Below are 14923 nucleotides of genomic sequence, written 5' to 3' on the forward strand. Positions count from 1 at the left end.
CGTGGCACGGGCGCGGCCACCGGCCCGAGAACGCCGGAGGGAGCGTCGTGAGCCTGACCGACCAGCTGCGGGCCCTGTCCGAAGAGCACAGCGCGCACAACTACCACCCGCTGCCGATCGTGATCGCCGAGGCCGAGGGGGCCTGGGTCACCGATGTCGAGGGGCGGCGCTATCTGGACATGCTGGCCGCCTATTCGGCGGTCAACTTCGGGCATCGCAACCCGCGGCTGACCGCGGCGGCGCGCCGCCAGCTCGACCGGGTCACGCTGGTCAGCCGGGCCTTCGACCACGACCAGTTCGGGGCGTTCGCGCGCGAGCTGGCGGAGCTGTGCGGCAAGGAGATGGTGCTGCCGATGAACAGCGGCGCCGAGGCGGTGGAGACGGCGCTGAAGACCGCCCGCAAGTGGGGGTACGAGGTCAAGGGCGTGCCGGCCGGACGGGCGAACATCGTCACCTTCGAGGGCAACTTCCACGGCCGTACGACCACCATCGTCAGCTTCTCCACCGATCCCGACGCCAAGGACTCCTACGGTCCGTACACTCCGGGGTTCCGGACGGTCCCGTACGGCGACGCCGAGGCGCTGCGCGCGGCGATGGACGAGGACACGGTGGGCGTGCTGATCGAGCCGATCCAGGGCGAGGCCGGGGTGAACGTGCCGCCCAGCGGCTTCCTCACCGCCGTCCGCGAGATGTGCACGGCCAACGGCACGCTGATGATCGCCGACGAGATCCAGTCCGGCCTGGGCAGGACCGGGACCACGTTCGCGGTGGAACACGAGAACGTCGTCCCGGACGTCTACGTCCTGGGCAAGGCGCTGGGAGGCGGCCTCATGCCGGTCTCGGCCGTGGTCGCCGACCGGGCGGTCCTGGGGGTCTTCAAGCCCGGCCAGCACGGTTCCACGTTCGGCGGCAACCCGCTGGCGTGCGCGATCGGGCGGGAGGTCGTGGCGATGGTGCGGACGGGCGAGTTCCAGGAGCGGTCCCGCACGCTGGGCGAGCACATGCACCGCCGGCTGGGCGCGCTGCCGCCCGATCTGGTGCGCGAGGTGCGCGGCCGCGGCCTGTGGGCCGGGGTCGAGCTGTACGGCGAAGCGCGCCCGGTGAGCGAGCGGCTGATGGAGCTGGGCGTGCTGGCCAAGGAGACCCAGGAGACCACGATCCGGCTGGCCCCGCCGCTGGTGATCAGCCGCGCGGACCTGGACTGGGCGCTGGACCGTCTGGAGATCGCCCTGAAGGGCTGACCCCCTTCCCTGGCATGAGGGAGGGCTTTCCACAGCGCTGTGGGAAGCCCTCCCTCACTTTCTCGATCCAGCCGGATTAGTCTGAGTGGACTATTCTGTATGGACGAGATACCGGGAACGAGGCGCCCATGCCGAGACCCATCGCACCGCCCGCGCTCACGGTGCTGCGCATGCTGCACGACGGGCCGATGCACCCCTACGAGATGCAGCAGCGGATCCGCCAGCACGCCTACGACCGGGCCGTGAAGATCACCCATGGTTCGCTCTACCACTCGGTGGAGCGGCTGGCGGCGGCCGGGCTGATCGAGCCGGTGGAGACCGGGCGGGCGGGCCGCCGTCCCGAGCGCACCGTGTACGCGATCACCGACGACGGCCGGGACGCCGCGCGGCTGCGGATGACCGAGTTGCTGGCCGAGCCCGCCGAGGAGTTCCCGCTCTTCGGCACCGCGCTGGCCTTCGTCAACCTGCTGCCCGAGGACGAGGTCGCCCGGCATTTGCGGCGGCGCCAGGTGGCGCTGGAGACGCTGCTGGCCGCCGACCAGGCCGTGTACGAGGTGCTCGGCAAGCAGGGCTTCGAGCGCTACAAGCTGATCGACCACGAGCTCGCCCTCACCCGCCGGCGGGCCGAACTCGACCTGGTCCGCGATCTCGCCGACGACCTGGAGGCCGGACGCCTGACCTGGTCCGGCGGCCGCGAACGCGAGTAGGCGCGACTAGAACGGAGACCGCAGGTGCGGACCTGGCGCGGCAACCCGTGGGCGATCCTGCTCACCCTCTCCCTCGGGTTCTTCATGACGCTGCTCGACCTGACCATCGTCAACATCGCGATCCCCGGCATCGTGGCCGGGCTCGGCGCCTCGCTCGACCAGGCGATGTGGGTGGTCAACGCCTATGTCCTGGTGCTGGCCGTGCTGCTGATCACCGGCGGCCGGCTGGGCGACCTGCTGGGCAAGCGGAACCTGTTCATCGCCGGGGTGGCGGTGTTCACCCTGGCCAGCCTGGCGTGCGGGCTCGCCCGGGACCCGGCCTGGCTGATCGCGGCCCGGGCGGTGCAGGGCCTGGGCGCCGCGCTGCTGATGCCGCAGACCATGTCGATCATCATCGGCACCTTCCCGGCGGAGCGGCGCGGCGTCGCGCTGGGCGTCTGGGGCTCGGTGGCCGGGCTGTCCACGATCACCGGGCCCACCGTGGGCGGGCTGCTGGTCACCACGCTGGACTGGCGGTGGATCTTCATCGTCAACCTGCCGATCGGCGTGCTGACGCTGGTGCTGGCCGCCGCGGTGCTGCCCGGCCGCACCCGCACCGTCCGGCGCCGCTTCGACCTGACCGGCGTGCTGCTGGCCTCGGCCGCGCTGTTCTGCCTGATCTTCGCGCTCACCGAGGGCCAGAAGCACGACTGGAACGGCGGGATCCTGGCCCTGGCCGGCACCGCCGCGGTCTTCCTGGCGATCTTCCTGCTGCACCAGCGGGCCCGGCAGGACGCCGAGCCGCTGGTACCGTTCGCGCTCTTCCGCGACCGCAACTTCGCCGTCCTCTGCCTGGTCGGCGGCGCCGTCTCGATCGGCATGGTCGGGATGGCGCTGCCGCTGACCCTCTACCTGCAGACGGTGCTGGGCCTCAGCGCGCTGCAGACCGGGCTGGTCATGGCGCCGTCCTCGGTCGTCTCGATGCTGCTGGCCCCGCTGGCGGGACGCCTGACGGACCGGATCGGCGGCCGGCCCCTCCTGACGGGCGGGCTGGTCCTGTACGCGCTCGGGCTGCTGTGGCTCAACGCCACCGCCGAGGTGGGACGGTCGTGGACGGCGTTCCTCGGCCCGTTCATGCTTTCCGGGATCGGCATCGGCTGGGTGTTCGCCCCGATGGCCACCGAGGCGACGCGCAACGTCCCGCCGCGGCTGGCCGGGGCCGCCGCCGGCGTGAACAACACGATCCGGCAGGTCGGCTCGGTCCTCGGCGCGGCGGTGGTCGGGGCGGTGCTGCAGAACCGGCTGGCGACCGCGCTCCGGGACGAGGCCGCCGCCCGGGCCGGTGAGCTGCCGTCGCGGTTGCGCGGCGAGTTCGTCGACGGCTTCGCGGGTGCGGCCGAAGGCGGCCTGGAGATCGGCGCCGCACAGCACGCCGGTGCCCACCCGCTCTCCGCGAGCGTGCCGCCGGACCTGGCGCAACGCTTCCAGAACCTGGCCGCGGACGTCTTCGCGCACGGGTTCGTCCAGGCGATGCGGCCCGCGCTGATGGTCCCGGTCGCGGTCATCGTGCTGGCCGCCGCCGCGAGCGTCGCCGTCAGGCGCTACCGGACGCCGGCCCCTGCCCCGGAGGCGGGCCCGGAGGCCGGGCCGGTCCAGGGGCCCGCCACGTCAGCCAGTTCCCCTCCGGACGCGCGGCCGGAACGAGCGTGACGGCGATCACCCCGGCCAGCAGCCCGCCGATGATGAACAGGTACCCGGTGAGCGTGCCCGGGACGATCAGGTCGCCCTCGTCCCGGGGCACCGACAGCGACCACGTGACCAGCCCCCAGACGAGCACCAGCGTCATCGGGCCCATCCGGCCGCGCATCGCCCAGCCGGCCAGCCGGGCGAGGCCGAAGTTCACCAGGATGAGCACGATGGCCACGACCGGTACCGACCCGATCGTCCAGCCTTGCGCGAACGAGCCGACCAGCCCCAGCAGCGCGCCGAGAAGCCCGAGCGCCGCGTAGGCCGCGCCGGAGACGAACGCCTCCAACGTCGCGTCAGACCGCGGCCCGTCCACGGCAGCCTCGTAAGGGAAAACCGGCCCGTACGGCCCTCCCGGCCCGTACTGCGGGACCTGACCGTGCGGCACCGCTTGGCCGTGCACCGGCCACTGGCCTCCCTGCATACCCTGGCCGTCCTGCGGAGCCTGGGCGCTCGGCGCGCCCTGGTCGTGTGGCGGGTGCGGGCCGTCCGGTGGGGCCCAGGCGGGGGGCGCGGCCTGCTCGTCCTGGCCGCCGGGCTCGGCCGGGGGTCGATCCTTGTTCACGCTCGCAAGCGTAGCGACCGGTCAGGAGGGCGGGGCAGGCTCGGCGAACAGGTCGCTCTCCCGCCCGCCGGCCAGGGCCGGGCCGCGCTCGCCCTCCAGCAGGATGAAGTACTCGGTGCCGAACGCCTGCTGCCCGAGGTTGTTGGACAGCGCGAAGAACGGCCCGACCTCCTCGGGGGCCACCACGATCTGGGTTGCGTGGGCGCGCAGCGCGGCCAGCTTGGCGGGCAGGTGGGCCCGGGAGTCCACCACCGTGGTCAGCTGGTCGTCGGGCACCCCGGAGCCGAGCTCGTCCAGGCTCGCCACCCGGCCGAACGGCAGCCGCGCCTCCCGCATCACCGCGATGGCCCGGGCCAGGACGGTGCGCGGCGTGGCGTAGGCGTAGATCTTGGCGACCTTCCAGGGCTCGCCGCCCTGCCCGTCGTCGTGGCCGGGATCGGCGGCCAGCTCGACCGCCCGCCAGGTCACCCGGTGCGCCTGGATGTGGTCGGGATGGCCGTAGTTGCCGCGCTCGTCGTAGGTGACGGCGACCTGCGGCCGCACCTCGCGGATGATCTTGACGAGTTCCCCCGCGGCCGTGTCCAGATCGGCGCGCCAGAAGCACCGGGGGTCGTCGTTGGTGGCGGTGCCCATCATGCCCGAGTCGCGCCACCGGCCCGGCCCGCCCAGGAAGCGGTGGTCGGACACGCCGAGCGCGGCGCACGCCTCGGCCAGCTCGCCGATGCGGTACTCGCCCAGCCGGTCCTCCTTGTCGGAGGCCAGATGGCGCAGCTCATCGGGGATGACCTCGCCCTCCTCACCGAGGGTGCAGGTGACGAGGCAGACGTGGGCGCCCTCGGCCGCGTACTTGGCCATGGTGGCCCCGGTCCCGATGGACTCGTCGTCCGGATGGGCGTGGACGAACAGGATCCGCGGCTCCTTCATAAGACACGAGCCTACTCAGGACGGGGACCCGATCGGGTACCGCCCTCCCGGCGGTGCCGCCGCGGCGGCACCGCCGGGAGGGCGCGGTGACGCTCAGTTGCGGGGGTTGTTGCCGCCGTCGTCGGGCGGCGTTTCGTCGTCGCCGGGCGGGGGCTCCTCGGTGTCGGGCGGCGACGCGGAGTCGGTCGGCGCCGGGTCCGACTGCGTCGGCGCCGGCTCGGACCTGGTCGGCTGCCTGCTCGGCACGGTCGGCTGGGGCTCGCGTTCGCGGGTGCGGGTGATCCGGGTCGTCGGCGTATCGTCCGGGGTGTCCTCTTGGGTCGGCGAGTCCTGGACGGTCTCCGAGGTACCGGGGGTCGGGTCGTTGCCCGGCGTGTCATCGCCGGACGAGGCCATCATCAGCCCGACCACCAGCGCCAGCGCCGCGATCGCGCCGACCCCCGCCACGACCGGCCAGCGCGACTTGCGCTCGGGCTCCCAGGCCCGGTGCCCGCCGGCCCGGCCCGGCGGACGCGGCCCGCCGGGACCGTACGCGGGCGGGAGCGGCGGCGCGCCGGCCCCGACCGGCGGCATCGCGCGGGTGCGGTCGGCGACCGGCTGGGTGCCGCTGGGCATGGGCGCCCCGGCGGCCCGGTGCGACCCCTCGGCCAGCAGCGTGGTGGCCTGCGCCGGGTCGTCCATCTGGGTCTGGGCGGCCGGGCCGGCGCCGATCAGCGTCATCATCAGCTGCTGCGCGGTGGGCCGCCGCTCGGGCTCCTTGGCCAGGCAGGCCGCGATCAGCCGGTGCAGGTCGGGCGGCAGCCCCTCCAGGCTGGGCGGCTCGTGCATCACCCGGTTGATCACCGCGACCACGGTGTCGTCGCCGAACGGAGGGCGCCCGGTCGCGGCGAACACCATCGTGGTGGCCCAGGCCCAGACGTCCACCGCCTCGGTGAGGGTGGCCCCGGCGACCTGCTCGGGGGCCATGTACGACGGCGTGCCGATCGCCTTGGTGGCGGCGGTCTGCCCGGTGTCCAGGGCGCGCGCGATGCCGAAGTCGATGACCCGCGGCCCGTCCGGTGCCATGATCACGTTGTGCGGCTTGAAGTCGCGGTGCACGATCCCGGCCTGGTGGATGGCCACCATCGCGGTCAGCGTGCCGATCGCGAGCCGCTCCAGCGCGGCGCCCGGAATAGGCCCCTGCTCCATCACGTGCTTGTGCAGCGACGGGCCCGGCACGTACTCGCTGGCGATGTAGGGCTGGTCCCCCGCGACATCGGCCTCCAGCACCTGCGCCGTGCAGAACCGGGCGACCTGCTTGGCCGCCTGGGCCTCGCGGACGAAGCGGTTGCGGGCGTCGGCGTCCACGGCCAGATCGGCTCGCAGCAACTTGATCGCAGCCTGGCTCCCGGAGGCGTCCACGCCCAGGTAGACCACGCCCTGCCCGCCCTCGCCAAGCCGTTCGAGCAGTTCGTATGAACCCAGCCGCCGGGGATCTCCCGGCTGCAGCTCCGGCATGGACCACTCCTTCGTACCGCGATGTCAAGTGATGGTGATGAATGATGAATGGGGGAGAAGTCTCGAGCTTACGCCAGCGTGCCCGCGATCACTGGCGGTTCCCGATCGGGCACCTTACATCGCGGTGCCGACGAGGTCAGTCGGAATCGGCGCTCCGCTCTGGCCCGAATCTCCGAGACCGCTCCGGAACGCCCGGCTCGTACCGTACTCCGCGAGGGCGGGACCAGGCCATGACCACCGGGTCCGTCCTGGCAGACTCGGATCCCATGAGCATCGGCTACCCGCGGCAGAGCGCCCGCACCCGGCGGTTCACCCTCGGCGTCCCGCGCGCCTTCCAGATCGCTTCGGACGGCTCGTACGTCGCCTTCCTGCGGACCAAGGCCGGCGACGACCCGGTCACCTGCCTGTGGACGCTGGACACCGCGACCGGCGCGGAGCGCCTGGTCGCCGACCCCGCCGCCCTCGACCTGCCCGGCGAGGCCGATCTGCCGCCCGAGGAGCGGGCGCGCCGCGAGCGGGCGCGGGAGCAGGCCGGCGGCATCGTCGGCTACGCGGTCGACCGGGACGTCACCCGGGCGGTGTTCGCCCTCGCCGGGCAGCTGTTCGCGGCCGACCTCAGGTCCGGGGACGTGCGCGCGCTGCCCGCCGCGACGCCGGTGTTCGACCCCCGCCTCGACCCGGCGGGCCGCAGGATCGCCTACGTCTCGGGCCGCACCGTGCACGTCACCGCCTGGGACGGCGGCGCGGACGGCGACGAGGGGGCGCTGATCCAGCCGGAGAGCGACCAGGTCTCCTACGGCCTCGCCGAGTTCATCGCCGCCGAGGAGATGAACCGGATGCGCGGCTACTGGTGGTCCCCCGACGGCGGCGCGCTCCTCGTCGCCCGCGTCGACGAGACCCCCGTGACCCGCTGGACGATCGCCGACCCCGCCAACCCGGACCGTCCCGCGCACGAGGTCGCCTACCCCGCCGCCGGCACCCCCAATGCGATCGTGTCGCTGGTCCTGGTGAAGTCCGACGGCGGCGGCAGGGTCGCGGTCGCCTGGGACCGCGGCGAGTTCCCCTACGTCGTCACCGCGTCCTGGGACCGGCACGGCCTGCGGATCGTCGTCCAGTCGCGGGACCAGCGTGCCCAGCGGGTGCTCGGCGTCGACCCGTCCAACGGCGAGACCGAGCTGCTGCACACCGCGCACGACCCGGTCTGGACCGAGATCGTCTCCGGCGTGCCGTGCAACACCGGCTCCGGCCGCCCGGTCTGGGTCGTGGACGACGCCGGGACCGACACCCGGCGGCTCACCGTCGCGGGCGAACCGGTCACCCCCGCCGGGCTCCAGGTGCGCTCGGTGCTCGGCGCCGAGGGCGAGCGGATCCTGTTCACCGCCGCGGAGGAGCCCACCGAGGTGCACGTGTGGTCGTACGACGGCGCGACCGGCACCGCCACCCGGCTCACCGAGGGCCAGGGCGTGTTCGGCGGCGTCCGGACCGGCGAGGTCACCGTGCTGACCGCGTCCCTGCTGGACCGGCCGGGCGTCGCGGTCGAGGTGCGGACCCCGTCCGGGGTGCGGGAGATCGCCTCGCTCGCCCAGGTCCCCGAGGTCACGCCGAAGGTCGAACTGCTGCGCGCGGGCGAGCGGGAGATCCGCACCGCCGTGCTGCTGCCCACCGGATGGGAGCCGGACGCGGGCCCGCTGCCGGTGCTGGTGGACCCCTACGGCGGCCCGCACGCCCAGCGGGTGCTGGCCACCCGCCGCGCCTTCTACGAGCCCCAGTGGCTCGCCGACCAGGGCTTCGCCGTCGTGATCGCCGACGGGCGCGGCACGCCCGCGCGCGGCCCCGCCTGGGAGCGCGCCGTGCGCGGGGACTTCACCGGCCCCGTCCTGGACGACCAGGTCGCCGCGCTGGAGGAGGCGGCCCGGCGGCATCCCGACGCGCTCGACCTGGGCCGGGTCGGCGTGCGCGGCTGGTCGTTCGGCGGCTGGCTGGCGGCCTTGGCCGTGCTCCGCCGCCCCGACGTGTTCCACGCCGCCGTGGCCGGCGCGCCGGTGACGGACTGGCGCCTCTACGACACCCACTACACCGAGCGCTACCTCGGCCACCCCGAAGAGGAGCCGGAGAACTACACCGCCAACTCCCTCATCGAGAACGCCGGCAAGCTGGAACGCCCTCTCCTCCTCATCCACGGCCTGGCGGACGACAACGTGGTCGCGGCCCACACGTTGCGGCTGTCGTCGGCGCTGCTGGCGGCCGGACGGCCGCACACCGTCCTGCCGCTCTCGGGCGTCACCCACATGACCCCGCAGGAGATCGTCGCCGAGAACCTGCTGCGCCTGCAGGTCGACTTCCTCAAACGCAATCTCGGGTAACGCCACTGATCACTGATCACTGGCGGCGGCGGCCGGGTCCCGGGGGGTGCCGTGCCAGCTGCGCCAGAGGACGGCGTACGAGCCGTCCTCGGCGATCAGCTCGTCATGGGTGCCCAGCTCGGCGATCCGGCCGTCCTCGACCACCGCGACCCGGTCGGCGTCGTGCGCGGTGTGCAGCCGGTGCGCGATCGCCACCACGGTACGGCCGTCGAGCACCGCCGCCAGCGAGCGCTCCAGCCGGCGGGCGGCGCGGGGGTCGAGCAGCGAGGTCGCCTCGTCCAGCACGAGCGTGTGCGGGTCGGCCAGCACCAGGCGCGCCAGCGCGAGCTGCTGGGCCTGGGCGGGCGAGAGCGTCTCCCCGCCCGATCCCACGAGCGTGTCCAGGCCAGGGCCGTCCCAGTCGACCGCGCGCAGCGCCGCCTCGACCTCCTCGGCCGCCGCGTCCGGGCGGGCCATCACCAGGTTCTCCCGCACCGTCGTGTGGAACACGTGGTGCTCCTGGGTGAGCAGCGCGACGTGGCCGCGCCGCTCGTCCAGCGGCAGTTCGGCGAGCGGCACCCCGCCGGTCCCGTCGCCGACGGTGACCGAGCCGGTTCGCGGGCCGTCGATCCCGGCCAGCAGCCGGCCCAGCGTCGACTTGCCCGCGCCGCTCGGGCCCACGATCGCCAGCCGCTCCCCCGGGCGCAGCTCCAGGTCGATGCCGTGCAGGACGTCCTGCCCCGCCCGGTAGGCGTAGTGGACGCCGCGCACGGTGAGCCGCTCGCCGTCCACGCGGCGGCCCGGCTCCGGTGACCGCTCCTCCCCGGCCTCGCCGACCCCGAGCAGCCGGGCCAGCGACGCGCCGCCCAGCTGCAGCTCGTCCAGCCAGGTCAGCAGCATGTCGATCGGGCCGATCAGCTGCTGGGCGTACAGCGTGGCCGCCGTCACCTGCGCCAGCGACGCCATCCCGTTGATGTAGAACAGCCCGCCGATCAGCAGCGTCGCCGCCACCGGCAGCACGAAACCCATCTCGATCGCCGGATACAGCATGGTGCGCAGCCGCAGCGTGTACCGCTCCGCCCGGTACGACTCGGCGATGTCGGCGTCGCCGCGGCGATGCCGGCGGTCGGCCAGCCGCAGCGCCTCCACCGTGCGGGCGCCGTGCACGGTCTCGGCCAGGGTGTCGGTGAGATCCGCCCAGCGGGCGTTCTCCCGCAGGTAGCCGGAGTGGGCGCGCGGCAGGTACCACCGCATCACCCCCCACAGCAGCGGCACCGAGATCAGGCACGGCAGCGCCACCAGCGGGCCGTTCAGGATCAGCGCCCCGACCGTCAGGACGGTCACCACGAGCCCGATCAGCATCTCCGGCACCGCGTACCGCACGCTGGTGCCCAGCGTCTCCACGTCCCGGGACGAACGGCTCACCAGGTCGCCCGTGCCCGCCCGCTCCACCGTGGCCAGTGGCAGCGCCAGCACCCGCTCGACGAACTCCTCGCGCAGCTCGGCCAGCACCCGCTCGCCCAGCCGCGCCGAGGCCAGGTAGGCGTACCGGATCAGCACGCCCTGCACGATCATGAAGGCCGCGATGGCGGCGCCGACGGTGTCGATGCCCGCCCCGCCGCGGCCCGCGTTCTCCACCAGGCCGCCCAGCAGCCGCGGCGTGACCAGCCCGGCGACGGCGGCCAGCGCGTGCAGCCCCAGTGCGCCGAACAGCGCGCGCGGATGCCGCAGCACCAGCCGGCGCGCGTACGCCCGCACCTGCCGCGCCGACGCCACCGGCAGGATCTCGGCACTCACGGCTCTCCCCTCAGTTCAGTCGAAGACGACGGCCTCGGCCCTGGCGTCCTTGCCGTCGCCGGCCTCGCCGCGCGTGACGGTGGCGGCATAGCGCGGCTCCGACACCAGCAGATCGCGGTGCGCGCCCTCCGCGGCGACCGTCCCGTCCTCGACGAAGACGACATGGTCCGCGCGGTCCAGCACCAGCGGGCTGGTCGTGCACACCACCGTGGTCCGGCCCGCCCGGCCCGGCCCCAGCCGGTCGGCGATCCTCGCCTCGGTGTGCGCGTCCACCGCGCTCGTCGGCTCCACCAGGACCAGCACCTCCGGATCGGCGGCCAGCGCCCGGGCCAGCCGCAGCCGCTGCTGCTGCCCGCCGGAGAACTCCCGGCCCGCCTCCACGACATGCGCGTCCCGGCCCACCGCCGCCACGACGTCCTCGGCGTTCGCGGCCTCCAGCGCCCGGTCGAGTGCCCCGTCCACCGTCCCCGGGGACGTCAGGCCGTCGGCGAGCGGCCCGGAGAACAGCCGGTCCTCGTTCACCGCGACCAGGATCCGCGCGCGGACGTCCGCCAGATCCGCCAGCGGCACGCCGCCGTAGGTCACCTCGCCGTCGGCGTACCGGCCGAGCCGGTCGGCGATCGCCTGGGCGTCGCGCGGATCGGCCGCCGCGATCGCCGTGACCGCGCCCGGCCGCACCACCAGCCCGGACGCCGCGTCCACCAGCTCACCGCCCGCCGCCGGACGGGCCGTGCCGTCCAGCGCCACCTCGGGCCGCAGCTCCAGCACCGCCACCACCCGGCCCGCCGCCACGTACGCCCTGGTCAGCTTGCCCGCCAGCTCGCCCACCGTCTTCAGCGGCTGGATCAGGAACACCGCGTACCCGTAGAACGCCACCAGCTCGCCCACAGTGATCACGCCGTTCGCCGCGAACCGGGCACCGGCCCATGTGACCAGCGCGATCAGCAGGCCCGGCAGCAGGATCTCGGCGCCGGTGAGCTTGGACTCCGCCCGCGCCGTCGCGACCCCGGCCGCCCGCACCCGCTGCGACTCGTCCCGGTACCGCTCGGCGAACAGCCGCTCACCGCCGATGCCCCGCAGCACCCGCAGGCCCGCCACCACGTCGGTGGCCCGGGTGTTCAGCTCGCCCACCAGCTCCCGGTGCCGCTGCTCGCGCTCCCGGTACGGCCGCAGCAGCGGCGCCGCCACCGCCAGGATCACCGGCACCCCCACCAGCACGATCAGGCCCATCTCCGGCGAGGACACCAGCATGATCGCCACGACGGCCGCGATGGAGATCACGGCGCCCGTCCCGCGCGCCGTGATCTCCATCGCCTCGCCCACGTGCGACACGTCCGCGACGCCCACGCTCACGACCTCCCCGGCGCTGAGCCGCTTGGGAAGCGTCGCGCCCAGCCGGGTCGCCTGCCGCGTCACCACCTGGACCGTCCGGTACGCGGCCGCGAGCCAGTTGAACACCGCGAACCGGTGCGTCATGACTCCGGCGGCCGCCTGTGCCACCCCGAGCCCCAGCAGCACCCCGGCCCACACCAGCAGGGCACCGGAATCCCGTGCCGCCAGCCCCTGATCGATCGCACGGCCGATCGCCGCCGGCATCAGCGCCTGGCTGAGCATCCACACCACGCCCAGCGAGGCACCGCCCACCAGCGTCGCCGCCTGTGCGCGCCCGAGCCACAAGAGGTAGCGAACCGAAGAACGATGGTCCGGCCTGCCTGGATCTTTCACCGGCAACGGCTTCACGCCCGGCAGATTAAGCATCCACGGCAAGAAATCTCGAGCGATTAATTCTGGGGAGGCCGTGCCTACGTGGGGGGCACTCACCAGATAGACACAGCTGGATGCGGCGGCCATGCGATAAGGTCGGGTGAGTACGGAGCGATGCTCCTGCGCTCCATGAGCCGGGACACAGGCGGCTAGGCAGATGCCGCTGCCCCGGCGCGGTCCGGTCCAGGTCCGCGCGGTTCCGCCGTATGCGGGACCGGGGATTCCGGCCGTTGCCTGTGCCGCCGCCCGCCAACCTTCCGGAAGCCTTGTGAGCACCGTCAGCCACCATTCGCACAGTCCGCTCCCGCACGGCCCCAGACCCCATTCCAACCTCGTCGCCCATGGCGGCGAGGATCGCGTCGACCTGCTCCTGATCGACGACGATCCCTCCGATGTCTTCCTGGTCGAGGAGATGCTCGCGGAGAGCGGGCTGGAGATCGGCCTGGCCGTCGCGGACGGGCTGCCTGCGGCGCGGCGGCTGCTGAACCGGCGGACCCAGTGCATCATCGTCGACCTGTCCGCGTCCGGCGACCGGGACCCCGTCGAGGGCCTGCGGGAGGTTCTGGCGATCTCCGGGCACGCCGCGGTCATCGTGCTGACCGGGTTCGACGACGCGCGGCTCGACGCCCGGCTCGGGGTCCGGGCGGTCGCCGCGGGGGCCGCGGACTACCTGGTGAAGCAGGAGGTGGACGGGCCGCTGCTGGCCCGCGCGATCCGGTACGCGATCGAGCGCAAGCGCGCCGAGGAGACCGAGCGGCGGCTGGTGGAGGCCCGGATCCTGGGCCGGGAGAACGCCCGGCTGGAGCGGGGCCTGCTGCCGGTGCCGCTGATCGACGATCCCGGGCTGCGGCATCACACCCGGTACCGTCCGGGACGCCGCCGGGCGCTGCTGGGCGGCGACTTCTACGACACCGTGCAGACCGAGGGCGGCGCGGTGCACCTCATGATCGGGGACGTGTGCGGGCACGGCCCCGACGAGGCGGCGCTGGGCGTCCAGCTGCGGATGGCCTGGCGGACGCTGGTGCTGGCCGGGCACACCGGCGAGCAGTTGTTCGGCACGCTCGACACGGTGCTGGGGCACGAGCGGCGCAGCGAGGAGATCTTCACCACGCTGTGCATGATGACGATCGCGCCGTCGCTGCGGACGGCGCGGATGCACCTGGCCGGGCATCCGGCGCCGCTGCTGTTCCGGGAGAGCGAGGTCGTGGCGCTGCCCGAGTACGCGCACGGGCCCGCGCTGGGCCTGGTGCAGGGTGCGGAGTGGCCGACCACCGAGATCGACCTGGGCGAGTCGTGGAGCCTGATGCTCTACACCGACGGGCTGATCGAGGGACGGGTCGGCGAGGGCCCGGCGCGGCTGGGCACCGACGGGCTGGTGGCGCTGGCCCGCGAGGCGCGCGGCCGTGGCGCGGCGGGCCGGGGGCTGATCGACGCGTTGGTCGCCGAGGTCGAGGAGCTCAACGGCGACGCGCTGACCGACGACCTGGCGGTGCTGCTGCTGTCCCGCGATCCCGCGCGGAGTTCCTGACCCGCCTGTGAGGTCTCTCACCTTGGACGATGTGGTGAGACGCCGGAAATGCCCAGGCTGCTTGCGTCATAGCCACAGGCTATGGAAACGAGTACCGCCATGACTTGGATGTCTTGAACCTCGCGGTCGTACCGTGCGCTCGTGGCTATAGCGATTCCTGCGATCTACCGGTCGACCGTGGGCAAGAAGGCGGTCATGGCCGTGAGCGGCGGCGTGCTCGTGCTGTTCCTGCTCGGGCACATGGCCGGCAACCTCAAGATCTTTTTTGGGGCGGAGGCCTTCGACCACTACGCGCACTGGCTGCGCACGGTCGGCGAGCCCGCCGTGCCGTACCGCACGGTCCTGACACTGACCGAGGTCGTGCTGTTCGCCGCGGTGGTGCTGCACATGTGGTCGGCGGTGTCGCTGGCCCGCCGCGCGTCCCAGGCCCGTCCGGTGAAGTACCAGGCCAAGAAGAAGTCGCACGCGCAGGGCTACGCCACGCACACGATGCGGTTCGGCGGCCTGATCATCGCGCTGTTCGTGATCTGGCATCTGCTGGACATGACGTTCCTGGTGGTGAACCCGGGCGGCCGGGACGCCACCCCGTACGAGCGGGTGGTGGAGGGCTTCGCCCCGTCCCGCTGGTACGTGACGATCTTCTATGTGGTGGCGATGCTGCTGGTGGGGCTGCACCTGCGGCACGGCGTCTGGAGCGCGTTCCAGACCCTCGGGCTGCGCACCCCCCGCAACGAGCGCGCGCTGCGGGCGCTGGCCGCGACCGTGGCCGCGCTGGTCACCGTCGGGTTCCTCGCCGTGCCCGTCTCCGTCGCCTTCGGATGGGTGAGCTGATC

The 14923-nt window shown here is 73.6% G+C and carries 11 protein-coding genes; 6 read left to right on the top strand and 5 right to left on the bottom strand.

Features of this window, described 5'->3' with window-relative positions:
• The first annotated feature begins 47 nt into the window (after positions 1-47).
• The 3 genes from rocD (at position 48) to ABD340_RS17710 (ending at position 3637) form a co-directional block, all read left to right on the top strand.
• Positions 48-1241 (top strand): ornithine--oxo-acid transaminase, encoded by a 1194-nt coding sequence (gene rocD, locus ABD340_RS17700; protein WP_344590073.1) that lies wholly within the window; start codon positions 48-50, stop codon positions 1239-1241.
• Positions 1242-1369: 128 nt separating this feature from the next.
• Positions 1370-1948, top strand: a complete 579-nt coding sequence (locus ABD340_RS17705) for a PadR family transcriptional regulator (RefSeq protein ID WP_344590074.1) — start codon at positions 1370-1372, stop codon at positions 1946-1948.
• A gap of 24 nt (positions 1949-1972) precedes the next feature.
• The gene (locus tag ABD340_RS17710; RefSeq protein WP_344590075.1) at positions 1973-3637 is read left to right on the top strand and encodes a DHA2 family efflux MFS transporter permease subunit; all 1665 of its coding nucleotides are present in this window, start codon (positions 1973-1975) and stop codon (positions 3635-3637) included.
• Here the strand turns inward: ABD340_RS17710 and ABD340_RS17715 are convergent.
• The 3 genes from ABD340_RS17715 to ABD340_RS17725 all read right to left on the bottom strand — a co-directional run bounded on the left by ABD340_RS17715 (position 3522) and on the right by ABD340_RS17725 (position 6659).
• On the bottom strand, positions 3522-4238 hold the full coding sequence (locus ABD340_RS17715) for a DUF6113 family protein (protein WP_344590076.1): 717 nt from the start codon (positions 4236-4238) through the stop codon (positions 3522-3524). The two genes, ABD340_RS17710 and ABD340_RS17715, sit on opposite strands and share 116 nt — an antisense overlap.
• A 21-nt stretch (positions 4239-4259) precedes the next feature.
• Positions 4260-5162 (bottom strand): N-acetyl-1-D-myo-inositol-2-amino-2-deoxy-alpha-D-glucopyranoside deacetylase, encoded by a 903-nt coding sequence (mshB, locus tag ABD340_RS17720; protein WP_344590077.1) that lies wholly within the window; start codon positions 5160-5162, stop codon positions 4260-4262.
• 93 nt (positions 5163-5255) lie between these two features.
• A complete protein-coding gene (locus ABD340_RS17725) occupies positions 5256-6659 on the bottom strand; it encodes a serine/threonine-protein kinase (protein ID WP_344590078.1) in 1404 nt (467 codons plus the stop codon).
• Between the two features lie 266 nt (positions 6660-6925).
• On the opposite strand from ABD340_RS17725, the gene ABD340_RS17730 reads away from it, so the two are divergent.
• Entirely contained in the window at positions 6926-9022 is a 2097-nt protein-coding gene (locus tag ABD340_RS17730) for a S9 family peptidase (protein ID WP_344590079.1), read from the top strand.
• 9 nt (positions 9023-9031) lie between these two features.
• Here the strand turns inward: ABD340_RS17730 and ABD340_RS17735 are convergent, their stop codons facing one another.
• Together ABD340_RS17735 and ABD340_RS17740 are read right to left on the bottom strand one after the other, a co-directional pair.
• Positions 9032-10798: an ABC transporter ATP-binding protein gene (locus tag ABD340_RS17735; RefSeq protein ID WP_344590080.1), complete on the bottom strand. Its 1767-nt coding sequence runs from the start codon at positions 10796-10798 to the stop codon at positions 9032-9034.
• Between the two features lie 15 nt (positions 10799-10813).
• On the bottom strand, positions 10814-12475 hold the full coding sequence (locus ABD340_RS17740) for an ABC transporter transmembrane domain-containing protein (RefSeq protein WP_344590081.1): 1662 nt from the start codon (positions 12473-12475) through the stop codon (positions 10814-10816).
• Between the two features lie 355 nt (positions 12476-12830).
• On the opposite strand from ABD340_RS17740, the gene ABD340_RS17745 reads away from it, so the two are divergent.
• Both ABD340_RS17745 and ABD340_RS17750 read left to right on the top strand, forming a co-directional pair.
• Positions 12831-14090, top strand: a complete 1260-nt coding sequence (locus ABD340_RS17745; RefSeq protein WP_344590082.1) for a PP2C family protein-serine/threonine phosphatase — start codon at positions 12831-12833, stop codon at positions 14088-14090.
• A gap of 195 nt (positions 14091-14285) precedes the next feature.
• Positions 14286-14921 (top strand): succinate dehydrogenase cytochrome b subunit, encoded by a 636-nt coding sequence (locus ABD340_RS17750; protein ID WP_344590713.1) that lies wholly within the window; start codon positions 14286-14288, stop codon positions 14919-14921.
• The last annotated feature ends 2 nt before the right edge of the window (positions 14922-14923 follow it).

Origin of the sequence: Actinomadura vinacea, assembly GCF_039532545.1 — a bacterium.
Lineage (GTDB): Bacteria > Actinomycetota > Actinomycetes > Streptosporangiales > Streptosporangiaceae > Spirillospora > Spirillospora vinacea.

Excerpts from the sequence above, each read along its gene's own strand:
- mshB (WP_344590077.1), bottom strand. The coding sequence starts at position 5,162 with ATGAAGGAGCCGCGGATCCTGTTCGTCCACGCCCATCCGGACGACGAG.
- ABD340_RS17730 (WP_344590079.1), top strand. The coding sequence starts at position 6,926 with ATGAGCATCGGCTACCCGCGGCAGAGCGCCCGCACCCGGCGGTTCACC.
- ABD340_RS17705 (WP_344590074.1), top strand. The coding sequence starts at position 1,370 with ATGCCGAGACCCATCGCACCGCCCGCGCTCACGGTGCTGCGCATGCTG.
- ABD340_RS17725 (WP_344590078.1), bottom strand. The coding sequence starts at position 6,659 with ATGCCGGAGCTGCAGCCGGGAGATCCCCGGCGGCTGGGTTCATACGAA.
- ABD340_RS17750 (WP_344590713.1), top strand. The coding sequence starts at position 14,286 with ATGGCCGTGAGCGGCGGCGTGCTCGTGCTGTTCCTGCTCGGGCACATG.